Source organism: Roseixanthobacter finlandensis (assembly GCF_043195105.2).
GTDB lineage: Bacteria > Pseudomonadota > Alphaproteobacteria > Rhizobiales > Xanthobacteraceae > NCEH01.
Genome location: NZ_CM195536.1, coordinates 2,362,047 through 2,382,934, shown reverse-complemented (window position 1 = coordinate 2,382,934; position 20,888 = coordinate 2,362,047). Strand labels below are relative to the sequence as shown.

22 protein-coding genes and 1 tRNA gene are annotated in these 20,888 nt (G+C 65.2%); 5 read left to right on the top strand and 18 right to left on the bottom strand.

The genetic code is table 11. The features are described from left to right. Nucleotides 1-26 precede the first annotated feature (26 nt). The 5 genes from V5G24_RS11130 to V5G24_RS11110 all read right to left on the bottom strand — a co-directional run bounded on the left by V5G24_RS11130 (nt 27) and on the right by V5G24_RS11110 (nt 7,932). A complete protein-coding gene (locus V5G24_RS11130; protein ID WP_394082706.1) occupies nt 27-3,146 on the bottom strand; it encodes an efflux RND transporter permease subunit in 3,120 nt (1,039 codons plus the stop codon). A 3-nt stretch (nt 3,147-3,149) separates the two neighbouring features. After that, on the bottom strand, nt 3,150-4,271 hold the full coding sequence (locus V5G24_RS11125; protein ID WP_394082708.1) for an efflux RND transporter periplasmic adaptor subunit: 1,122 nt from the start codon (nt 4,269-4,271) through the stop codon (nt 3,150-3,152). A 219-nt stretch (nt 4,272-4,490) separates the two neighbouring features. Then, on the bottom strand, nt 4,491-5,690 hold the full coding sequence (locus V5G24_RS11120) for an aminotransferase (protein WP_394082710.1): 1,200 nt from the start codon (nt 5,688-5,690) through the stop codon (nt 4,491-4,493). Between the two features lie 112 nt (nt 5,691-5,802). Next, nucleotides 5,803-6,099: a hypothetical protein gene (locus V5G24_RS11115; RefSeq protein ID WP_394082712.1), complete on the bottom strand. Its 297-nt coding sequence runs from the start codon at nt 6,097-6,099 to the stop codon at nt 5,803-5,805. 51 nt (nt 6,100-6,150) lie between these two features. Continuing rightward, the gene (locus V5G24_RS11110) at nt 6,151-7,932 is read right to left on the bottom strand and encodes a potassium/proton antiporter (RefSeq protein ID WP_394082714.1); all 1,782 of its coding nucleotides are present in this window, start codon (nt 7,930-7,932) and stop codon (nt 6,151-6,153) included. A 149-nt stretch (nt 7,933-8,081) separates the two neighbouring features. Here V5G24_RS11110 and V5G24_RS11105 point away from each other — a divergent pair, with 149 nt between their 5' ends. Continuing rightward, nucleotides 8,082-8,375 (top strand): hypothetical protein, encoded by a 294-nt coding sequence (locus V5G24_RS11105; protein WP_394082716.1) that lies wholly within the window; start codon nt 8,082-8,084, stop codon nt 8,373-8,375. Between the two features lie 17 nt (nt 8,376-8,392). On the opposite strand, the gene V5G24_RS11100 is transcribed toward V5G24_RS11105, so the two are convergent. The 5 genes from V5G24_RS11100 to V5G24_RS11080 all read right to left on the bottom strand — a co-directional run bounded on the left by V5G24_RS11100 (nt 8,393) and on the right by V5G24_RS11080 (nt 10,396). Next, a complete protein-coding gene (locus V5G24_RS11100; protein ID WP_394082718.1) occupies nt 8,393-8,626 on the bottom strand; it encodes a hypothetical protein in 234 nt (77 codons plus the stop codon). Continuing rightward, the gene (locus V5G24_RS11095; RefSeq protein WP_394082720.1) at nt 8,627-9,337 is read right to left on the bottom strand and encodes a hypothetical protein; all 711 of its coding nucleotides are present in this window, start codon (nt 9,335-9,337) and stop codon (nt 8,627-8,629) included. Nucleotides 9,338-9,487: 150 nt separating this feature from the next. Beyond that, a tRNA-Arg gene (locus V5G24_RS11090) sits at nt 9,488-9,564 on the bottom strand. A 77-nt stretch (nt 9,565-9,641) separates the two neighbouring features. Further along, nucleotides 9,642-9,947, bottom strand: a complete 306-nt coding sequence (locus V5G24_RS11085; protein ID WP_394082722.1) for an ETC complex I subunit — start codon at nt 9,945-9,947, stop codon at nt 9,642-9,644. 173 nt (nt 9,948-10,120) lie between these two features. After that, nucleotides 10,121-10,396: a hypothetical protein gene (locus V5G24_RS11080; protein WP_394082724.1), complete on the bottom strand. Its 276-nt coding sequence runs from the start codon at nt 10,394-10,396 to the stop codon at nt 10,121-10,123. A 554-nt stretch (nt 10,397-10,950) separates the two neighbouring features. On the opposite strand from V5G24_RS11080, the gene V5G24_RS11075 reads away from it, so the two are divergent. Next, on the top strand, nt 10,951-11,973 hold the full coding sequence (locus V5G24_RS11075) for a hypothetical protein (RefSeq protein WP_394082726.1): 1,023 nt from the start codon (nt 10,951-10,953) through the stop codon (nt 11,971-11,973). Between the two features lie 21 nt (nt 11,974-11,994). Here V5G24_RS11075 and V5G24_RS11070 read toward each other — a convergent pair whose 3' ends face one another. Together V5G24_RS11070 and V5G24_RS11065 are read right to left on the bottom strand one after the other, a co-directional pair. Beyond that, on the bottom strand, nt 11,995-12,642 hold the full coding sequence (locus V5G24_RS11070) for an alpha/beta hydrolase (RefSeq protein ID WP_394082728.1): 648 nt from the start codon (nt 12,640-12,642) through the stop codon (nt 11,995-11,997). 65 nt (nt 12,643-12,707) lie between these two features. Continuing rightward, on the bottom strand, nt 12,708-13,637 hold the full coding sequence (locus tag V5G24_RS11065) for a ring-cleaving dioxygenase (RefSeq protein WP_394082730.1): 930 nt from the start codon (nt 13,635-13,637) through the stop codon (nt 12,708-12,710). 336 nt (nt 13,638-13,973) lie between these two features. Here V5G24_RS11065 and V5G24_RS11060 point away from each other — a divergent pair, with 336 nt between their 5' ends. Continuing rightward, nucleotides 13,974-14,480 carry a GNAT family N-acetyltransferase gene (locus tag V5G24_RS11060; protein WP_394082732.1) on the top strand — a complete coding sequence of 169 codons (507 nt, stop codon included), beginning with the start codon at nt 13,974-13,976 and terminating at the stop codon, nt 14,478-14,480. A 103-nt stretch (nt 14,481-14,583) separates the two neighbouring features. On the opposite strand, the gene V5G24_RS11055 is transcribed toward V5G24_RS11060, so the two are convergent. After that, the gene (locus V5G24_RS11055; protein ID WP_394082734.1) at nt 14,584-16,023 is read right to left on the bottom strand and encodes a class II 3-deoxy-7-phosphoheptulonate synthase; all 1,440 of its coding nucleotides are present in this window, start codon (nt 16,021-16,023) and stop codon (nt 14,584-14,586) included. A gap of 232 nt (nt 16,024-16,255) precedes the next feature. Between V5G24_RS11055 and V5G24_RS11050 the strand changes: the two genes are divergently transcribed. Then, the gene (locus V5G24_RS11050) at nt 16,256-16,612 is read left to right on the top strand and encodes a hypothetical protein (RefSeq protein WP_394082736.1); all 357 of its coding nucleotides are present in this window, start codon (nt 16,256-16,258) and stop codon (nt 16,610-16,612) included. 140 nt (nt 16,613-16,752) lie between these two features. After that, the gene (locus V5G24_RS11045) at nt 16,753-17,199 is read left to right on the top strand and encodes an RrF2 family transcriptional regulator (RefSeq protein ID WP_394082738.1); all 447 of its coding nucleotides are present in this window, start codon (nt 16,753-16,755) and stop codon (nt 17,197-17,199) included. A gap of 10 nt (nt 17,200-17,209) precedes the next feature. On the opposite strand, the gene V5G24_RS11040 is transcribed toward V5G24_RS11045, so the two are convergent. The 5 genes from V5G24_RS11040 to V5G24_RS11020 form a co-directional block, all read right to left on the bottom strand. Further along, on the bottom strand, nt 17,210-17,692 hold the full coding sequence (locus V5G24_RS11040) for a hypothetical protein (RefSeq protein WP_394082740.1): 483 nt from the start codon (nt 17,690-17,692) through the stop codon (nt 17,210-17,212). A 41-nt stretch (nt 17,693-17,733) separates the two neighbouring features. Next, on the bottom strand, nt 17,734-18,021 hold the full coding sequence (locus tag V5G24_RS11035; protein WP_394082742.1) for a ubiquitin family protein: 288 nt from the start codon (nt 18,019-18,021) through the stop codon (nt 17,734-17,736). A gap of 36 nt (nt 18,022-18,057) precedes the next feature. Then, nucleotides 18,058-19,140: a WD40/YVTN/BNR-like repeat-containing protein gene (locus tag V5G24_RS11030; protein WP_394082744.1), complete on the bottom strand. Its 1,083-nt coding sequence runs from the start codon at nt 19,138-19,140 to the stop codon at nt 18,058-18,060. Nucleotides 19,141-19,176: 36 nt separating this feature from the next. Further along, a complete protein-coding gene (locus tag V5G24_RS11025; RefSeq protein WP_394082746.1) occupies nt 19,177-19,590 on the bottom strand; it encodes a VOC family protein in 414 nt (137 codons plus the stop codon). A gap of 146 nt (nt 19,591-19,736) precedes the next feature. After that, on the bottom strand, nt 19,737-20,882 hold the full coding sequence (locus V5G24_RS11020; RefSeq protein ID WP_394082748.1) for a TIGR03032 family protein: 1,146 nt from the start codon (nt 20,880-20,882) through the stop codon (nt 19,737-19,739). Nucleotides 20,883-20,888: the final 6 nt, after the last annotated feature.

The window sequence follows — 20,888 nt, the reverse complement described above, 5'->3', positions numbered from 1 at the left end:
TAAAGTGCGCTGCTTGGCCGGGAGCACTATTCCGCCGGCGCGGGTGGAGGCGCCGGCCGCGGATCCTCGCCGCCGGAGACCGCGCGGGTCACGATCCGGTCGAACCGGTCGAGATAGAGATAGATCACCGGCGTGATGTAGAGGGTGAGCAATTGCGACACCAGCAGCCCGCCCACCACTGCGATGCCGAGCGGCTGGCGCAGTTCCGAGCCCGCCCCTGCGCCGAGCGCGATTGGCAGCACGCCGAAGATCGCGGCGAGCGTGGTCATCATGATGGGACGGAAGCGCATCAGGCAGGCTTCGCGGATGGCGTCCTGCGCCTCCACGCCTTCGCGCCGCCGGCCGAGCGCGAAGTCGATCATCATGATCGCATTCTTTTTCACGATGCCCACCAGCATGACGATGCCGATGATGGCGATCACCGACAATTCCATGTCGAAGATCATCAGGGTCAAGATCGCGCCGATGCCCGCGGACGGCAGGCCGGACAGGATCGTCAGCGGGTGAATGAAGCTTTCATAAAGGATGCCGAGCACGATGTAGATCACCACCACGGCGGCGAGAATCAGCAGCGGCTGGTTAGAAAGCGAATCCTGGAACACCTGGGCGGTGCCCTGGAAGCCGGTATAAACGCTCGCCGGCAGGTTCGACGCCCGTTCCGCGGCGCGGATCTGGTCCACGGCCTGGCCGAGCGAGGTCCCCGGCGTGAGGTTGAACGAGATGGTCACGGACGGCTGCTGCTGCTGGTGGGCAATCTGTAGCGGACCGACCGTGCGGCGAATCTCCGCCACCGATTCCAGCGGCACCACCCCGCCCTTCGAGGTGCGCAGATAGACCTTGCTGAGGTCGTTGGCATCGCGCTGGAAGCGCGGCTGCACCTCGGCGATGATCGCATATTGATTGGTGGAGGTGTAAAGCGTCGCCACCTGCCGGGTACCGAACTGGGTATAGAGTGCGTCGCGCAATTGCGCTTCGGTAATGCCGAGCGCGGCCGCCTTGTCCTTGTCGAGGTCGATGGTGAGCTGCGGATTGGAGATCTGAAGATCCGAGGTCACGTCGCGCAGGCCGGGCAGCTCCGCGAGCCGGTCCAGCAGCGCAGGCGCGGCAGCATAGAGGGCGTCTGTGTCCGAGCTTTGCAGCGTGTATTGATACTGGCTCTTGGAAGCGACGCCGCCGATATTGATGTTCTGAACCGGCTGGAAGAAGACGTTGACGCCAGGGATCACCGCCATGCGCTTGCGCAGGTCCTGGATGATCTGCGTTGCACTTTTGCTGCGCTCCGCGCGCGGTTTCAGCGCCACGAACAGGCGGCCGGTATTGGTGGTGCGGCTGATGCCGGTGGCCCCGGCGGTGGAGACGAGATAGGCGACATTCGGATCCTCGCGCACCGCATCGGCGACCCGCTTCTGCCGCTCGACCATGGCTTCGAACGAGGTGTCGGTCGCCGCCTCCACCGTGCCGGTGATGAAGCCGGTGTCCTCGGTGGGAAAGAAGCCTTTGGGGATCGCGATATAAAGCGCCACGGAAGCGAACAGGGTCGCGAACGTAACGCCCAGCATGAACGGGCGATGGCGCAGAACGAAGTCCAGGCTGCGCCGATAGCCGTCGAGCCAGGCTTCGAACATGGCCTCGGTCACGCGGAAGAAGGCATTGGGCTTCTTGTGATGGTCCACGGGTTTGAGGACGCGGGCACATAGCATCGGCGTCAAGGTCAGCGAGACGAAGCCCGACACTAGGATGGCGATGGAGATGGTCACCGCGAACTCGCGGAACACCCGACCCACCACGCCGCCCATGAACAAGACCGGGATGAACACCGCGACCAGCGACAGCGTCATGGAAATGATGGTGAAGCCGATTTCCCGCGCGCCGAGGATCGCCGCCGCGAACGGCTTCATGCCGTTCTCGATGTGGCGATAGATGTTCTCCAGCACCACGATGGCGTCATCCACCACGAAGCCGACGCACAAGGTCAGCGCCAGCAGCGTCATGTTGTTGATCGAGAAGTTCAGCATCCACATGGCGGCGAAGGTGGCGATGATGGAGATCGGCAGCGCCAGCGCCGGGATGATGGTCGCGCGCACGTTGCGCAGGAACAGGAAAATCACCAGGACCACCAGCACGATGGCTTCCATCAGCGTCTTCTGCACATCCGCCACCGCATCGCGGATGGACACCGAACGGTCGTTCAGCACCTGGATATTGACCGAGGCGGGAAGCTGGGCGCGGTATTGTGCGAGATGGCCGCGCACTTCGTCCACCACGGCGACTGTGTTGGCCTCGGGCTGGCGCACCACGGCAAGAACGATGGACCGCTCGTCGTTGAACCAGGAGGCGATGCGCTCGTTCTCGACCCCGTTGGTGATGCGCGCGATCTCATCCAGCCGCACCGGCGCGCCGTTGCGCCACGCCACCACCAGCCGGCGATAGACGTCCGCATCGGCCTTGGGGATGCCCATGTCGATGGTGATCGACTGCTTGGGCCCGGACAATTGGCCGATGGGGGTATTGGAGGCGGCGGCCTGGATTGCGCTCTGGATGTCGGAGGCGGAGATATTACGCGTCGCCGCCGCGGCGGGATCGACGCGGATGCGCACGGCATATTTCTGCGTGCCATAGATCTGGACCTGGGCAACGCCCGGCAATTGGGAAATCTGCTGGCCGATAATGGTGTCGGCGTATTCGTTGACCGAGGACAGGGGCAGCGTGTCGGAAGAGATGGCGAGCAGGATGACCGGAGCGTCGGCGGGATTGACCTTTCGAAAGCTCGGCGGCGTGGTCATCTCGTCGGGCAATTGCCGCTGGGCCACCGAAAGGGCCGACTGCACATCGAGAGCCGCCGCATCGATGCTGCGGGACAGGTCGAACTGGATGGTGATCGAACTCGAACCCTGTGTGCTCGACGAGGTAAGCGAGGTGATGCCGGAAATCGTCGAAAGCTGGCGCTCGATGGGCGTCGCCACCGCCGAGGCCATGGTTTCCGGGCTGGCACCGGGAAGGGTCGCGGTGATGTTGATGGTGGGAAAGTCCACCCGCGGCAGGGCCGCTACCGGCAGAAGGCGATAGGCGAACAGGCCGGACACGATCAGCGACAACATCATCAGCGTCGTCAGGACCGGCCGGCGGATGCACAGTTCCGCGAACATGGCTCAGCTCCCGGCCGGCCGCTGCGGCGCTATGGTCTTCACATCCACGCGGCTGCCGGCGCGCAGCGAAAGCTGGCCTTCCGTCACCACGGTCTCGCCATCGGAGAGGCCCTTCGTGATCACCGCCTCGCCGTCCACCGTGCGGGCAACGGACACCGGGCGCACCTGCGCCAAGCCCTTTTCGATCACGAACACAAACGTGCCTTTCTGCCCGTTCTGCACCGCTTCAGCGGGAATGGCGATCACGTCCGGCTCCATGCGCAGGGTCACCGAAACGTCGCCGAGGGTGCCCGGCCACAGGCGCTCATCGTCATTGGCGAACAGCGCCCGCACCATCAGCGTGCCGGTCTGGGGATCAATCGTATTGTCGATCGCCACCACGCGACCGCCGCCTATGCGGTCGTTGCTCCCCTGGAGGCGCAGATCCACGTCCGCCTTGCCCATGGCCGCGCGCACTTCGCCCACATAGCGTTCCGGAACACCGAAGGTGACATAAATCGGCTTGAACTGGCGGACGGTGGCAAGCGTATCGTCCACTCGGATCACCGCGCCGGGGCGCACGCCGGAAATGCCGATCCGGCCCGTCACCGGCGAGGCGATCTCATAATAGGTGCGCTGTACGCGCAGGTTCTGAAGATTGGCCTCGTCCTGCTCGACCGTGGCCCGTTGCATGTCAGCGGTGGTCTTGGCGTCGTCGAGCTGGACCTGGGATACCGCGCTGCGGGCGAGCAGGCCGCTGTAGCGCTCCACATCCCGCAGCGCCTTATCGAGCTGCACCTTGTCCTTGGCGAGGGTCGCCTCTGCCTGGCGGATCTGCGCGTCGACCTCGCGCGCATCGAGCACCAGCAGGACATCGCCCTTTTTGACCGCGGCACCATCCTCGAACAGCACCTGCTCCACCCGGCTGGTCACGCGGGCGCGGATGGCCACCGTTACCAGGGGTTCCACGGTGCCCAGCGCCTCAAGGCGCAACGGCATGTCCTTCTGGATCGCCGGCGCCACCAGAACCGGAACCCGGCGTTCCTGCTGAGCCTGAGCGCTCGCGGCTCCGCCTGTTTTTCCGATCAGACCATGGGTCCACGCATAGGCCACCGCGCCGATCGCGGCAAAACCGAGAACGACCATAAGTATCCGGCGCCCGTTCGCACTGCGTCCCAAACCCATAAACACCTCAATGCGAATGCCGCACATCGCAGGTTCGAGCGAAATCGGCCCGACCTTCCGTAAGCCGACCTCCATTTGACCCTGATTGGACGTTGAGGAAAGCGACTTTTGGCCCTCTGCGCCCGGCTTGACGCATCCGTGATCGGTCAAAACCACATGACGTTCGCGGGAAAAGATCGCTCACCCATATACCGTCATCGCCTTTTCCAGGCGCTCAAGGGCCGCATCGAGGGTGGCGTCGCGCTTGGCGAAGCAGAAACGCACCACCGAGCGCACCGCGTGCTGTGCATAGAAGGCCGACACCGGAATTGCAGCGACGCCATAGGTGCGCACGAGATCCAGGCAGAATGCCTCATCGTCCAGCCCAGGATCGAGGGCGGCAAGGTCGATGGACAGGAAATAGGTGCCGGCGCTCGGCAGCACCGGAAAGCCGAGCGCGGAGAGGCCGCCGGCCAAACGGTCGCGCGCGCGCTGGAGTTGGGCGCGCATGTCCTCGAAATAGCCGTCGTCCTTGCCGAGGCCATAAGCGACCGCCGCCTGGAGGTTCGGCGGCGTGGTGAAGGTGAGGAATTGGTGGGCCTTGGACAGAACGCGCATCAGCTCCGGCGCGGCGCAGACCATGCCGACCTTCCAGCCGGTCATGCCGAAAATCTTGCCCGCGGACCCGATCTTGACGGTGCGTTCCCGCATGCCCGGCAGCGCCATGAGCGGCAGATGCCGGCGTCCGTCGAACACCACATGCTCCCATACGTCGTCGCAGACCGCGAGCGCGTCGAAGGCGATGCAATGATCGGCCAGGAGCTGAAGCTCCTCCCGGCTGTGCACGACACCCGTGGGATTGTGCGGATTGTTGAACAGCACCAGCTTGGTGCGGGGGCTGAATACGCGTGACAACTGCTCGGCCGTGATCCGCCAGGACGGTGGCTCCAGGCGAACCAGGCGCGGTACGCCGCCGGCCCGCAGCACCAGCGGCAGATAGGCGTCATAGAGCGGCTGAAAGAGCACCACCTCGTCGCCCGGCTCGATGAGCGCGAACAAGGCCCCCGCCAGCGCCTCGGTCGCCCCCGAGGTCACCATGATTTCGCTTTCGGGATCGAGATCGAGCCCCTGCCAATGGTGATAATGCACCGCCGCCGCCTGGCGTAATTGCGGAAGGCCCATCATGGGCGGATATTGGTTCCAGCCGTTCAACACGGCGTCTGCCGCCGCCTGGCGGACATCGAGCGGACCTGGATCATCGGGAAATCCCTGGCCCAGATTGACCGCCTCGTGGGTGCGGGCAAGGCCCGACATGACCTCGAAGACGGTGGTCGGCAAGTCGGTATAGACCGGATTGAGGCTTCGCCCGGCGCGGAGCGGGGCGGCGGCTGGCTGGGTCATGATGGGACACACGCGATCGTTCTGGGAATGGGCATTCAAACCGGCGCGTGGCAAAGCGGGAATCCGGGCACCAGTCAAGGCGCACGCTCAAATTCCGCCTCATGCCTATGCGCTACGCGGTTTTCACCTCGGGGGCGGAAAGCGGGACCAGTGCGGTTGCGAGTTCCTCGTCGGTCACGGTGGAGAGGGGCTTCAGCAGCTTGGCCGCCCGCGTGCGCTCGCCAGCCCGCATGACGAGGATCACGGTTTCGGCGCCGCCGCAGGCGGGGTCCCCGCAGGCAATCTCGCTCACCGAAACCGAGGCATCCTCATCGAGACTTAGAATGCGTCGGACGCTTTCGGCGAGCGTGCGGCTCGCATCGCGCGCGCCCTGCCCCTCACTGCGTCCCCGCATGAACAATCGCACCATCCGGTACCTCCCTGGCTGCGCCGCGGCCGTTCCGCGCCGCACACGTGGCGCTCAAAATGTGTCCGACTGATTGCGGCCTTTGCGAGCCAGGCGCAGAAATCCCTGGATGAATTGCGTCCCGCGTCCGGCATCCTCGCGCTCGAGACGCAGCGCCGCCAGTGTCACACGGCCATTTTCCACCTGCCGCACCTCGATGGCCGCATGGCCGAACACGATCCGCATGCCGGGCGCGGGGCGATCGTCGGTGCGGTCGGCAAAAGCAGCCGCAACGGTGAAGTCTTGATCCCTCAGGGGAATCGGCAGGCCGTAAAGCTCGCCAATATCGCCCAAACGAATCTCGCCGGCGAATGGGAAGGCGGCATCCTGCCCCCAGACCAGTTCCTCCAACATGAACAGCCGATCCAATTGGTGAACCCGCTGTGGCGGCGTCAGCAGATAGACATAGTCGCGCGCCAGGAGGAGACCCGCTTCCTCCGGGCCGAGGACCTTGCCCTCGCGCACCACCAGGACCATGCGCGCCCATTCCGGCAGCAGGTCGGCGCGGATGCCGACGGTTCCCGCCGCGACGGGATAGGCCACGAGCTCGTGTTCGCTCTGACCCGGAAGGTCGATCTCGAAGCGCTGCGGCTCGCGCAGCGGATCGGCCAGCGCCACGTCGAGCCGTCGCGCGGCAAGCGCAAGCGTCCAGCCGTGCAGCAGCAGCGAGGTCACCACCACGATGAAGGCGATGTTGAAATAGGTGTGCGCCCCCGGCAGGCCGGCGAGCATCGGGATGGTGGCCAGGAAGATGGAGACCGCGCCGCGCAACCCCGCCCAGGAGACGAACAGCTTCTCCCGGAGCGAAAATCCGAATGGCCACAGGCACAGGAACACCGTCGCCGGCCGCCCGAGCAGGATCAGGAAGGCGGCGACGCCGAGCCCCGGCAGAATCGAATCGACCAGGCTATGCGGCGAAACCAAGAGGCCGAGCATCACGAACATTACAATCTGGCACAGCCACGTCACCGTATCGTGGAAGCTGGTGATCGCCGCCAGCGCCCGCACCGGGCGGTTTCCCACCACGAGGCCCGCCAGATACACCGCGAGGAAGCCCGAGCCGTGCAGCACGGACGTGAAGGCGAAGATCACGATTGCGGAAGCGACCACGAACACCGGATGCAGGCCCGCCGGCAGATCCACCCGATTGATCATGAAGGTGAGCAAGAATCCTCCGGCGACGCCGAACACAATGCCGAGGACCAGTTCCTGCCCTGCCCCGGCCAGGATGTCCCAGCCCGCGTGCGTCGTGCCCGCCATCATCAATTCCACGAGCATGATGGTGAGAAAGACGGCAGCGGGATCGTTGGTGGCCGATTCGATCTCAATCACCGCACCCACCCTGCGGCCGAGGCGCAGCCCTTGGGCCCGCACCAGGAACAGGACGGCCGCGGCATCGGTGGACGCGACGATGGCTCCGACCAGCAAGCCCTCGAGAAAACCGAGGCCCAGCAGCACCATTGCCGCACCGGCCACCAGCGCGGCCGTGATGAACACACCGGCCGTGGACAACAGGAAGGCCGGGCCCAGCGCGCCGCGCATGGTGGTCGCCCGCATGCGCAGGCCACCGTCGAACAGGATCACCGCCAAGGCGGCGGAACCCACGATATAAGTGGCCCCATAATCGCTGAAATGTATTCCGCCCGGGCCATCCTCGCCGGCGAGCACGCCGATCAGAAGGAAGATCAGCAGCAACGGAGCGCCGAAGCGGGCGGCCAGCAGGCTCGACAGCGTGCCGACCACCACCAGGGCCGCGCACACCAACAGCACCAGATTCGATAGGCCGATCACTTCCATCCGTGCCTGAATCCCTGCATTCGTCTCAGTCCTGGGGCATGCAGCGCTTGCCTGTAGCCCGATTGCGACACTGGGCGTATAAAAACCTCATGTGACGCCAAGGCCAACACACCGTGCCGCGGCAGATCAGCCGAAGATGGATACGACCCATGCCGTCAGATTTCGCTGCCCATGCCTTTCTGGTCAGGGCATGCTTGCGTACCGCATCGGGCGCCACCGTACTGGAGCCTGATACTGTCTGTTTCGATCTCGAGCTGGCATTGCAGATCGCCGACGACGATCTTCCCTTCGTTGCGGGGGTCGCGGTGTTCGCGCTGGATGCGGATGGGCAATTGCTGAGCCGGTTTCCCCTGCTGAGCAAGGGCGTTCAGATTGCAGCGCCGCAGCCGGTCGCTTTGGTCTGGCCGACCCCCACCACCAGGAAAGCCACCGCCGCGGCCTGAGGCGTGCGGATCGCCGGTCAGCCGCGATTCGCCATGAAGCGCACCGCTTCGATCGGCGACGTGAAATTGTAGATGCGCACTTTCTTGCTGCCGCAGAGGTCGCAGCGCAGGCTGATCGGCGGCGGCGCCTTTTCGTCAACGGTTTCCGATGTCTGAAGGCGCGGCATCTCAGAGGAGATGATGGAGCGGCGGCGGCATCTTGGGCATTCGGCACAGATCATTTTGCATTCTAACGCCAAAGCCGCCTGCAATCATAGCGATCCGCGCGCAACGCGGGAATTGAGGAAGAGACCGGCCCAGGCTTGCGGCGGCAGCGCGTCGCGCAGACCGATCGACTCGAGAAAGCCGGGCACGATCGACCCCTGCGCCTTGGTCACCGCATCATAATCAAGCACCGTGACCTGTTCGCTTCCGAAAGCCGCCCGGAACGGCGCAAGGCGGGCGTCATAATCCCAGAGCCAGGAATCGTCTTCCGTATAATTATATTCATCGCGTTGGATGATGCCGCCCCACATGTGCCTGACTTTTTCGAGCTGCGCGCGATAGGAGGCCATATAGGCCGCCTTTTCCCGCAGACAGGCGATGATCCGCACCGGCCGGGGCAGCGCATCCCGCAGCCACGCGACTTCGTCTTCATGCCGCAGCAGGCACACCCCCTCGGCCGAGAACAGGCAGGTTTGTCCGGCGTGGGCCACACCGAACGACGCAAGCTCCCGCGCCACGGTGCGTCGATAGGTTTGGTCAAAGACCAGCCCGCTGCCGAGGCGAAACGTGGATGGGCGATGCGGGCGCATGGCGGCGGCGTGCAATTCCACATGATTATCGGCCATGTGGCGGCCGGCGTAATAAGCGCATCCAGCCTGCAGCAAGGCTTCGCGCCCGCACCCCAGCACATGCTGAATCGAGGTCGTGCCGGTCTTGTGGAAGCCGATATGGACGATGCTGCCGGCGCGCTGAATCACCTTCGCGGTCTCCGCTCAGGACCGGCTCGCATCCTGGCTTTCTCGGCGGCCCTGTGCACCTTGGGACGCAGCATGCAGATTTGCACGGGAAACCTATCGTCCGATCAGGAATCCGCGCGGCCCGAATGTGACGGTCCGGAGGCGTCGCATTGGCGACCCCGGCAGGGCTCGAACCTGCGACCTGCCGCTTAGAAGGCGGCTGCTCTATCCAGCTGAGCTACGGGGCCGGCGCAGCCGTTCTTCTAACATGAACGCGCTGCGGTTTCGCCCCACGGCGCGCCCTCATCCACCGATGGCGCAGACTTCAATGAGTCCACTGACCCAAGCGGCGGAAGGCAAAATTGTCCGAATAGGCGATCTTGCGCCGCACCGGCTCGTGGGGCTCGAACACCTGGTAGGGAATGGCGCGGCGCTCGGCATAGGCCACCGCTTCTTCCTTGGTCTCGAAGCGCAGATTAATCTGGCTCTTCATATCGGCGGAGCTGGTGTAGCCCATCAGCGGCTCGACCGACCGGGCACGCTCCGGCTCATATTCGAGCACCCAATGCTTGGTCTTGCCGACCCCCGACTGCATCGCATTGCGCGCCGGCTTGAAGATGCGTGCCACCATTGCTCGCTTGCCCCGATGTCTCGCCGGCCCGAAGCCGGAGGCGCGCCCCCGACAGGCCGCGCCGCCGAAAATTGGTAAGTTGAGATGCTTCTAGCGTGGCGCGCTGGCGCTGGCAATGCTGCGCCAGCGCCCCGCCGCCGGCGACACCGGCAGCGGGGAATTGGTCGTCAGGATCAGGAATTGATCATCTTGAGGCAGGTGGCCGCGGCTTCGGCGGAGGCGCGTGCCGTCCCCTGGTTGATCTGGCCAGACATGACCAGGCTCTTGGTCTGGGCGGTGATGACGGCGCGCGCATCGACGCCGGGCTTGATCTGCGGCGCAGCGGCGGCATAGATCGCCTGCGAATCGGCCGCGAGGCCGGCCGCGCATTTGTTGGCCGCGGGGCGATCCGCGAACACCGAGGTGGAGACCAGGCAAAGGCTCAGGGCCGCGATCGTCTTCAAGGTCACAGGCTTCTCCATCGTGATGGCAGGGGGCCGGCTCAGCGGACGCCGACTCGGTTGACTGGCCCGCCGGCATTGACACCATATCCCGGCGCGCCGACACCAACACCAGGCGCGACGCCGACACCCGCCGCGCCGGCGCCAACACCGGGCCGCACGCCGACCCCGGTGCGGTTGGCGACACACCCAGCCGGATAACCGGGCCGGGTGCAATAAACCACGCGGGGCGCGGGGCGCACCACGCAACCGCGAGGAACGCCGGGGCCGCTGCAATAGACGACGGCTTGGCTCGGAGTGGGCACGACCGCACCGGCGGCCAGTGCCAAAACGGCGGCGGAAAGCATGACGGCGAGGCGAGACATGGCTCAACTCCCAGAGAAATCGGGACTAAGGGTTAGGCGTGCCGATCGAGGTTCTCAATGGCGATTCTTGACCCTTCACGGCAATAAATGGGGAAGATTTCCCCGGACATGACTCGCCCCCTGACGCAGGCGTGCTAAACGACGATATTTCTTACTGCTTGTCTCAAACTTGCCGCAGGCCGGAGACCGAGGCGCGGAATGGACGAAAACCAGCGATCCTCTGCGGGCGCGCCAGGCGAAGCGGACTCTGCCGCAACGTTTGACGACGCTTTCATGCACATGGCGGCGCTGCGCCAGCAGCCCGGCTTCGTGATGGCCGTCGATCAGGCCATGCGCGGCCTCTTGGGCATGTATCGCGGCCACCTGCTTCCCAACCGCATTCTCAACGATCGCGGACGTCTGGCGCTCGCCTTGTGCACGCTCTATCTGCACCACGAGCCGGACCGGAACGGCGTGGGGCTTACCGTCACGCGGCTGACCAATCTGTGCCAGGATACCGGCATTTGCAGTCGCGGGCGCGCGAAGGCAATGATCCTGCTGATGCGCTGGGCCGGTTTTCTAGAAGTCGGACGCACGTCGGACATTCGCGCGCCCAGTGGCCGTACGCGTCCCTTGGTGCCCACGCAGCGTCTCGTGGACGAGCAGACTCGGCGCTGGTTGATTTTGAGTGGCGCGCTGGCGCGGCTCGATCCGCTGGGCGGCCTCCTCCTCACCGGGCTTGAAAATCCAGGCTTCTTCGGCGCGCTGATCCGGCAACTGGGCCGGCGCTATGTGGCGGGCATTCGCCTGCTCGACACCGCCCCCGCGATCGCCCTGTTCGCGGACCGGGACGGCGGGTTAATGATGGCTTTCCTCCTGGCCAAGGCAGCGAACGATGCGCTGGCGGCCGGCAGCGAGGCGTCAGCCACTGTATCCATCTCTGCGCTGGCGCGGGGATGCAATGTTTCGCGTGCCCACGTTCTGAAGCTGGTGCGGGAAGCGGAGGCGGAAGGGCTTCTGCGCCGACTTCCGGGGCCGGAAGGCGGGATCTTGGCCACATCCGCGCTGCATGCCGGCATAGAGGATTTCTTCGCCGCCGCATTTTCGGTGCTCATGTGCAGCGGCCGCGATGCATTGGCCGAGATGGAGGCCCGCACGCAACAGGAAGCGGACACGATCGCCCGCCCCCCGCTGATCACAACACCTCTCCGCCCCAATTGCGGCCCCGACATCAGGCCCTGACCTTGAAGAGGCGCGCCATCCTCAGCGGTCACCCTGCACGGCGCTGATCCAGGCGCGAGCCTTGGCGAGATCGGATTGCGAGAGCCCGTGCCCGGCGGGAACCGTGACATGCTCCACCCCCGCCCCATTCGCCGACAGCATGCGCGCGAGCGTTGCGGCATTGTCCGCCGGCACGATCGGGTCCATGGCCCCGGAGAGGATCAGCACCGGCGCTCCGGCAAGATCGCCCGCCGGCGCCAGATCAAGCGGTACCATGGCGCGCAGCAGCACGGCGCCCGCCAGGGCTTCCGGCCGAAGCAGCAGCATGGCGGCGGCGATGTTCGCGCCGTTGGAGAAGCCAACCGCCACCGGCGCGGCGAGGCCGTAGCGCGCGCGGGCTTCCCCGACAAAATCGGCCAGTTCGTTGGCGCGGCGCTTGACGTCGTCCTGGTCGAACACGCCTTCCGCGAGCCGGCGAAAGAAGCGCGGCATGCCGCCTTCCAGCACCTTGCCGCGTGGCGAAAGCAGCGCCGCATCGGGCGAGAGCGCGCGGCCGAGTGGCAGCAAATCGTTCTCATCGCCACCCGTGCCATGGAGCAGCAGCAGCGGCGCGGCACCGGGACGAGGTGCCGGCTCGAAGCGATGGGTGAAGGCGAGCGCGGCATCCGCGTTCAAAGTGGAAATGGTCATGACAGACCTCGCGTGGCTTGCCCCGCGCCGATCCGCGGCGCGGGGTGCGGGATGGTTTTCAAGGATCAGACCAGGGCCGGAAGCACCTGTTCGATGACTTCCCGGCGCGGTTCGAGGAAGGACGGCAGCTTCAGCGCCTGTCCCAGCTGTGCCGCCGGCTCGTCCACGGCAAAGCCGGGAATATCGGTGGCGATCTCGAACAGGACGTGACCGGGCTCGCGGAAATAGACCGAGCGGAAATAATTGCGGTCCTTCTGCTCGGTCGTGTGGATGCCGTGGTTCTCCGCCAGCCGCTTGACCATCTCCGCCTCCGCCGCGTCATCGGCGGCGCGGAAAGCGATGTGGTGCACCGAGCCGGCACCGGCCCGCCCGCGCAGGAAATCCCCGGCCACACGCAGATCCACGATGCCGCCGATGGCAGCATCGGTCTTAAAGCGCACGAGGCTGCCCTCGCGGGCGGTTTCGGCAAAGCCGAGCACATCGGTCAGGATCGCCCCGGTCGGAGCGGCATCGGCGACCAGGAGGCTGACACTGTGAAAGCCGCGAATGGCCACCTCGGCCGGGATCTCACCGGCGCTCCAGGCCGGCTCCTTCTCCGCGCCCGGCACGCCAACGAGCGCAAGGCGGGTGCCGTCCGGGTCGCGAAAGCTCAGCACGCTCTCGCCGAAGCGGCGCGCCGGGGCATCATGCGTCACGCCCTTTTCGACGAAACGGTGCGCCCAATAGCCGATCGCGCTTTCCGGCACGCGGAACACCGTCTCCTGCGTCTCGCCGACGCCGAGGCGGCCCGGCGCGGCATGTTCCCAGGGGAAGAAGGTGAGAATGCTTCCGGGCTGGCCGACCTCATCGCCATAATAGAAATGATACGTGCCCGGATCGTCGAAATTGACGGTCTTCTTCACCAGCCGCAGGCCGAGCGTGTCGGTGTAGAAGGTCTTGTTGCGCTGGGCGGGACCGGAAATCGCGGTGACGTGGTGGATGCCGTGGTTGGTCATGGCTGGCTCCTGTGAGCGAAAATTCTGTCTCCCTTGAGATAGAGCAAGCCGATCATTCTTCAACGCGCACTTCATTGCATGGATGCAAGCTAACTTTGCCCTTTGGGAAACGGCCAAGGCCCGGTACATGCGCACGCTCACCTGCGTGCTGGACCGGGCCGCGCGCGCATGCTATCCGCCGGCCTCCTTTTGCTCGGGTCGGACCCTTTATGAGGCAGATGCAGCAGCGACGACGATCTGTAGGTGCGCGCCGAACCGGCGCGTGATCGTCGACGCCTGCCCGCGCGCCCGGCCCATCGCCGGCGCGGCCCCCTGCTTCCTGCCTGGCTTCTTCCCATGACCGAACTTCCCGTCACCATTGCGCTCGAATCCCCCGCCGACGCATCGGCCATCGAAAAGCTGCACCGGCGCACCTTCGGGCCCGGCCGCTTCGCCCGCACCGCCTTCCGGCTGCGGGAACAGGCGCCGCATGACCCTGCGCTGTCCTTCGTCGCCTATCTCGGCACCATGATGGTGGGTTCGGTGCGCCTGACCCCCATCGCGATCGGCAGCCATCCCGCCTTGCTGCTCGGGCCTCTGACGGTGGAACCGCCGTTCCAGTCGGTCGGTATCGGCGCCCGGCTCATGCAGGTCTCGATGGCGGCCGCGCGGGAGGCGGGCCACGGGCTGATCCTGCTCGTCGGCGATGCGCCTTATTACGAACGGTTCGACTTCAAGCCCGTGGCGAGCGGCCGCGTGACCCTTCCCGGCCCGGTGGATCCCGGCCGGCTGCTGGTGGCCGAGTTACAGCCCGGCACATTCGAGGGCGTCACCGGGATGGCGCGCGGGCGCCCCTCGGCGTAGCGGAACGTCCTTTCGACAAAACCCTGAGGTGGAAACAAAAAACGCCCCCGGACATCTCCGGGGGCGTCTCTCGTCTTATGTCAGCGGCGAAGGGCCGGCCGCCTCACTCGGCAGCGGCGGCATCCGGGCGGGCGCGCGCCTGGCGTTCCCGCTTCAGCAGCTCGGCCACCAAGAAGGCCAGCTCGATGGACTGCTCCGCATTGAGGCGCGGATCGCAATAGGTGTGGTAGCGATCCCGCAAATCCTCATCCGAAATGGCCCGCGCGCCGCCGGTGCATTCGGTGACGTTCTTGCCGGTCATCTCCAGATGCACGCCGCCGGCAAAAGTGCCTTCCGCCGCATGCACGTCGAAGAAGGTCTTGATCTCCGACAGGATACGGTCGAACGGGCGGGTCTTGTAGCCCGAGCCGGCCTTGATGGTATTGCCGTGCATGGGATCGCACGACCACACCACGGTACGGCCTTCCTTCTCCACCGCCCGGATCAGGGCCGGCAGATGCTCGCCCACTTTGTCCGCACCGAAGCGGCAGATCAGCGTGATGCGGCCGGCCTCATTGTCCGGCTGGAGAATATCCAACAGGCGCAGCAGTCCGTCTGCGGAAAGCGAGGGTCCGCACTTGATGCCGATCGGGTTACGGATGCCCCGGAAATATTCCACATGGGCATGGTCCGGCTGGCGCGTGCGATCGCCGATCCACAGCAAATGGCCGGAGGTCGCGTACCAGTCGCCCGAGGTCGAATCCACCCGGGTCAACGCCTGTTCGTAGCCCAGCAGCAGCGCTTCGTGGCTGGTGAAGATGTCCGTGGTCCGCATCTCGGGATGGGACTGGGGATCGATCCCGCAGGCGCGCATGAAGTCGAGCGCCTCGGTGATGCGGTTCGCCAGCTCCTGGTAGCGATGGGACTGCGGGCTGTCCTTCACGAAGCCCAGCATCCACTGATGGGCGTTGGACAGGTTGGCATAGCCGCCGGTGGCGAACGCGCGCAGCAGATTCAGCGTCGCCGCCGACTGGCGGTACGCTTCGATCTGGCGGCGCGGGTCCGGCAGGCGGGCTTCCGGCGAAAAGGCGATGTCATTGACGATATCGCCGCGATAGCTCGGCAGATCCACGCCGTTCACCGTCTCGATGTCGGACGAGCGCGGCTTGGCGAACTGGCCGGCGATGCGGCCCACTTTGACCACCGGCACGCCGCCCGAGAACGCGGTGACCACCGCCATCTGCAGGAACACCCGGAAGAAATCGCGAATGTTGTCGGCCGAATGCTCGTCGAAGCTTTCCGCGCAATCGCCGCCCTGGAGAAGGAAGGCTTCTCCCTTTGCCACCTTGGCCAATTCGGCCTTCAGGCGGCGCGCCTCACCTGCAAAAACAAGCGGCGGATAGGAGGCAAGCTTGCGCTCCACCTCCTTCAGGGCTTCCGCGTCGGTATAGTTCGGCATCTGCACGACTGGATAAAATCGCCAGGAATCCGGACGCCAGCCTTCGGCGCGGCGAGAGGAGGTCTCGGCGCCAGGGTTGCGGTCGGATGCGAGGCGGGTCGTCATGATACTCTCCATCTGGTCGGTCGTCCGGCGGCCTGCCCGGTTCTTTCGGGCAAAGCCAACCCCATGATGCGGTGCCGGAATGCGGGCTTATACACCACCAGCCGGCACAGCGTAAGAGAAGCCCGCGCCGGCCGCCGGATCGGCCTCATATGGGGATATTCCGCAGCGAAAGCAGGGGTAGCGTTTGCAGCCAAAAGGATTATCTTTACTGACGATTATTGGGAATTCGGCCATGCCGGCCGGCGGTGGGGCCAGGGAGCGGCGGATGCCGAAGCTCGTGATCTTCCTCGCCAAGCACGCGGCGCTTGGCTTTGTCATCGCCGCGGCTTTCGTGGGCGGGCTGGTCGCGCTGGACATCGGGCATTTGCGGACGCTGCTTGCCGGCAGCGGCAATGCTTGGCTTCCGGCCTTTATTTTGACGTTCGCCATGGGCCTGACCTTCTCAAGCGTGCAGATGGGTGTGGCCGTCATGCTGCTGGCCGAAGAGGAGCCGCGGCAGCCCGCCAAGCCGAAGGGTGGCCGGCGTGCGCGCGACCCCGGCTTCGCCGCCTTGCGCCCGGCGCCTGCCCGCGTGCCGGCGCGCCGCTGATCCGAGGACCGCAAGGTCTCGCGAAATGCCGCATCAACGGCAGTCCCCTGTCGACCCCTGAGCCCGATGGATAAAGCCGTGCGCCTCTGCGCGGTTGACCCTTGTTCGCGAACGACCCAAAAGAGGGCAAGGGGACAAGCATGCTGACAAAAAAAGGTAAGTATGGGCTCAAGGCAGCGGTTCACCTCGCCCGCCTCGCCCCGGGAGACTCGGTTCAGGTGGCCGATATCGCCGAGGCGAACCAGATCCCAAAGAAATTCCTGGATGTCATCCTCGGCGAATTGCGCAACGCAGGCATGCTGTCCAGCAAGAAGGGGCGCACCGGCGGATATCGCCTCGCCAGGCCGGCGGAGGATATCATCGTCGGCGATCTGATCCGCGCCCTGGACGGCCCTTTGGCTGCCCTGCCCTGTGCCAGTCGAAACGCGTATGTGCCGTGTGAGGACTGCGACATCGCCCATTGCGAGGTGCGCCTGCTGATGGTGCGGGTGCGCGACGCCATCGGCACCGTGCTCGATACCTACACGCTGGCACAGATGCGCGATCTCTCGGCCGACCAGCTCGGTTCGTTCGTAGATTATATCTGAGCGCGTGGGATCAGCGCCGGTTGGGCCCGAGATAGGGCGACGGCGGCTGCGCCGCGAAACGCTGAAGATCGTATTGCGGAAAGGTGCGCGCCAATACCTTCATATCCGCCGGGGCGTGCCCATCCACCGCATAGACCAGCTTTCCGTCCGCCAGTCGATCGACCCGAACCTCGTGATTATAGGATCTTAGCAGCCCGACCATGTCCCGCGCGGCATAAGGCATGACGCGCTCGACCTCGGGAACCTTGATTCGCTCGTTGAAATAGATCCAGCCGCTGGGGATAGCGAAACAAACGAGCAGAAGCACAAGCCCCTTCGACATTTGAACGAAGCGCGGGCCACGCGCCGCATAATCCTCTCGGATATTGATGCGGTCTTCAAAGCTGAAACCCATCCGCCCCCCCGCAATAGGCGCGCGTTTGCGCCGTGCGCCAGACGGTAGATATGAAATAATAGAGTTAACGAACATAGCTGCCCGATGCCCGTTCGTCACCTCATTCTCCTCCGCCACCGTCGCCAGGATGGATCTAAATTCTATCCACCGCTGATGGCGGTCAGTACAAAGACATCCATTCCTTGTGCCAGGGGCGTTGCCAGGCCGGCGCGCCGCCCACCGACGAAGATATTGATGTGTCGGCGCACTGCCGGAGTGGTATCGCACAGGCGATCGCGCATTCCGGGCCAGCGGGCATCGAGCGCATGGAGCATCTCGTCCACCGTCGCCCCGCGCAGCCACACCCGCCGCTCCGCGCCGGGAAAAAGCCGCACCAGATGGTCCGGCAGGCGCACCAGCACCTCGGGCCTGGTGTCCGTGGCGCTCATTTCGGCCTCATCCATGCGCATTACCTCGCCGCGAGATCAGGCCTCGACCACCAGGGTTTCCACCGAGGTGATCAGCGGCAAATGCGCCGCGATACAGGTCCACCGGCCGCCCTCGTCGGCGCTGGCGTACAGCGCCCCGGAATTGGTGCCGAAATAGACCCCGGCGGGTTCCAGCGCATCCGTGGCCATGGCTTGGCGCAGGACGTTGAAATAGGCCCCCTTCTGCGGCAGGCCATCGGTGCGCTTCTCCCAGGAAACACCGCCGTCCGTGGTGCGCCACACCGCGGCCTGCGCATCCGGCATGAAGCGCCCCGCGGTGTCCCCGTTCAAGGGGATCAGATACAGCATCTCGTCGTCGCGCGGATGCACGGCGGCCGGAAAGCCGAACGACGACGGCAAGCCCGCCTCGATGCTCGACCAGCTGCGGCCACCGTCGTCGCTGCGATACATGCCACAATGGTTCTGCTGGTACAGCCGGTCCGGGCGATTGGGCGCCATGACCAGGCAATGAACACACTGGCCAAATTCGGGATAATTCTGCCCCTCCGGCATGTAATCCGCTCGCGTGCCGCGATTGCGCGGCTCCCAGGTCTCGCCCCCGTCGGCCGAATGAAACACGCCGGCCGCCGAGATGCCGACCCAGATCCCGGCATTGTCTTGCGGGTTCAGTACCAGCGAATGCAGGATCAGCCCGGCCCCGCCGGGATGCCAGTCGGGGCGGGAGGGATGGTCCTGCAATCCGGGCAGATGCGTGAAGCTCTCGCCACCGTCAGTGCTGCGGAACAAGCCGGCAGGCTCGACGCCCACATAAAGCGCGTCATTGCCATGGGCGAGGCTCCAGGCGGCCTTCACCGGCGGCGCGCCGGCCTCATAGGCGAGACCTTCGCTCGAATGGGTCCAGCTCTCTCCGAGATCGGTGGATTTCCACACCGCCGGGCCGAACCATTCGTTTCCGCCCGCGGCGTGAATGGCTCCCGTGCGCGGATCGCCGACCACGTGATTGAGCGGCCACGTCTCGCAGAATGGTCCGCGCACCTCCCAACTCATGCGCGCGCTGTCGCTTTCCGCGATGAAGGCGCCTTTCTTCGTGCCGACCAGAACCAGGACTTTCTTCGCCATCGTCTCCTCCATGCCCAGCAAGAGCTTGTCCCGGTCTCACGGCACCAGATTGACCATCCAATTGATGCCGAAGCGGTCCGCGACCATCCCGAAGCACGGCGAGAAAAAGGTCTTTCCCAACGGCATCTGGACCTGTCTGCCCTGCGAAAGCGCGGTAAAGACGCGATGCGCGTCCGCTTCGCTCGCAACGGCAAGGGAGAGGCTGAAACCCTGGAAGCTGGTGCTGTTCCGACATCCCCCGTCGGAGGCCATGATGGTGCTTTCGCCGATCTTGAAGCTCACATGCATGATCTTGTTTTCAGAGCCGGGGGCGACCATGTCCGGCGGCGGTGCCTCGGGCGCCTCGCTGTACCGCATCAGCAATTCCACTTGGGCGCCGAGCGCGGCCTTGTAGAATTCGAGGGCTTCTTCGCATTTGCCGTCGAACGTCAGATAGGGCTGGACCAGCATCGCATTCTCCCCGGTTATCCTGCGGCGGCGCGGAGGCGTCGTCGCGATCAGATGCGCGTCGCGCACCCGTCACGGGCAAGGACGTATGGCTTTCCATGCGGCCGACAGGCTGCCGCGACTTTTTTTGCCACCGGGAGAACCAGGGGTCACGCCCAGCCCGGTTGGTCCAGCGGGCGCGCGGGCGGGGCCAGCGTAATCAGATTGGCAAGATCCGCACCTTGTGGCGAGATAGCCATGGGACAGGCGATGCCGGGCATGGCCACCACATCGAACAATTCGCGGATCGCCCCCTCCAGGCGGATCCATTCGACGATGTCGCCGCTTGCAAGATGGACCACGACCACCCCGCACCATGGCTCCGCGCCCCGTGCCTGCAGTTCGCCGTCCAGGGGCAGGCCCTTGAAGTTCAGATAACGCGGCAGCGAGAGGGTGATGATCGCGTGACCATCGTGGAACGCGAGGCCGCGCATGAAGCCGGGGCAGAAGGCGACATCCTGGCGGACGCCGGTCTGCGGATCAATGCGCACCAGATAGCCGCGTCCGGAATCCAAAACCCAGAGCGCGCCCGCATACAGACGCGGGGAATGGGGCATCGAGAGCCCGTCGGCGAGGATCGCGTCGTCTTCCACGCGGATGACCAGTCCCCCGCCCGAGCGATGCGCGCGCCAGCCATCCACGATATCGCTGCGCCCCACCACGGTGACATAGGCCGCGCGCCCGTCCGCCATGCACAAGCCATTGAGGTGGCAGCGATCCTCGGCCGCGAGGCGGGAAATGAATTTCGGCTTCCAGAGCGGCTCGAAGCTGTGTTCCAGGCTGAAGGTGGCAAGGCAGGAATATTTGGTGTTCACGAACACCAGCCGCCCGCGCCCGTCCACCGCCATTTCGTGCACGTCAATATCGCCCGTGATCCTCGCCATGCGCGGAACGAACAGGGCATCGAAATGGCCGTTTGCCCGTTCGTGGGCGGCGAGCACATTTTCCAGCCGCCACACCTGGAGCAGGGAGCCGAGGAACAGCCGGCCGGGCTCATACCACAGCCCCATGGCGCGCACGAAATCGCGCTGATGGAAGGACATGGCGTTTTCGGGCGTGCGCCCGATGAGAAACAATTGCCCGGTCTGATAGGACGAGAAGGCAAGGCTGAGCTGATGCTGCGCCAGCCAGAATGAGAAGCCGCGCGAACAGGTGAGGTCCGTTGTCAGGTCCGCCGGCGCCGGGCTGGCCGGAGCCGCGGCCAGTGGAGCATCGCTCTTAGGCGCACCATCGGGCGCACGCTCAGGATCGGTCAAGGTTAA

What these genes read in the sequence shown, in the direction of transcription:
- V5G24_RS11070 (WP_394082728.1), bottom strand. Translation starts at nt 12,642, where the DNA reads ATGACCATTTCCACTTTGAACGCGGATGCCGCGCTCGCCTTCACCCAT.
- V5G24_RS11115 (WP_394082712.1), bottom strand. Translation starts at nt 6,099, where the DNA reads ATGGTGCGATTGTTCATGCGGGGACGCAGTGAGGGGCAGGGCGCGCGC.
- V5G24_RS11030 (WP_394082744.1), bottom strand. Translation starts at nt 19,140, where the DNA reads ATGGCGAAGAAAGTCCTGGTTCTGGTCGGCACGAAGAAAGGCGCCTTC.
- V5G24_RS11130 (WP_394082706.1), bottom strand. Translation starts at nt 3,146, where the DNA reads ATGTTCGCGGAACTGTGCATCCGCCGGCCGGTCCTGACGACGCTGATG.
- V5G24_RS11025 (WP_394082746.1), bottom strand. Translation starts at nt 19,590, where the DNA reads ATGCTGGTCCAGCCCTATCTGACGTTCGACGGCAAATGCGAAGAAGCC.
- V5G24_RS11125 (WP_394082708.1), bottom strand. Translation starts at nt 4,271, where the DNA reads ATGGTCGTTCTCGGTTTTGCCGCGATCGGCGCGGTGGCCTATGCGTGG.
- V5G24_RS11050 (WP_394082736.1), top strand. Translation starts at nt 16,256, where the DNA reads ATGCCGGCCGGCGGTGGGGCCAGGGAGCGGCGGATGCCGAAGCTCGTG.
- V5G24_RS11035 (WP_394082742.1), bottom strand. Translation starts at nt 18,021, where the DNA reads ATGAGCGCCACGGACACCAGGCCCGAGGTGCTGGTGCGCCTGCCGGAC.
- V5G24_RS11045 (WP_394082738.1), top strand. Translation starts at nt 16,753, where the DNA reads ATGCTGACAAAAAAAGGTAAGTATGGGCTCAAGGCAGCGGTTCACCTC.
- V5G24_RS11065 (WP_394082730.1), bottom strand. Translation starts at nt 13,637, where the DNA reads ATGACCAACCACGGCATCCACCACGTCACCGCGATTTCCGGTCCCGCC.
- V5G24_RS11060 (WP_394082732.1), top strand. Translation starts at nt 13,974, where the DNA reads ATGACCGAACTTCCCGTCACCATTGCGCTCGAATCCCCCGCCGACGCA.
- V5G24_RS11085 (WP_394082722.1), bottom strand. Translation starts at nt 9,947, where the DNA reads ATGGTGGCACGCATCTTCAAGCCGGCGCGCAATGCGATGCAGTCGGGG.
- V5G24_RS11055 (WP_394082734.1), bottom strand. Translation starts at nt 16,023, where the DNA reads ATGACGACCCGCCTCGCATCCGACCGCAACCCTGGCGCCGAGACCTCC.
- V5G24_RS11105 (WP_394082716.1), top strand. Translation starts at nt 8,082, where the DNA reads ATGCCGTCAGATTTCGCTGCCCATGCCTTTCTGGTCAGGGCATGCTTG.
- V5G24_RS11120 (WP_394082710.1), bottom strand. Translation starts at nt 5,690, where the DNA reads ATGACCCAGCCAGCCGCCGCCCCGCTCCGCGCCGGGCGAAGCCTCAAT.
- V5G24_RS11110 (WP_394082714.1), bottom strand. Translation starts at nt 7,932, where the DNA reads ATGGAAGTGATCGGCCTATCGAATCTGGTGCTGTTGGTGTGCGCGGCC.
- V5G24_RS11075 (WP_394082726.1), top strand. Translation starts at nt 10,951, where the DNA reads ATGGACGAAAACCAGCGATCCTCTGCGGGCGCGCCAGGCGAAGCGGAC.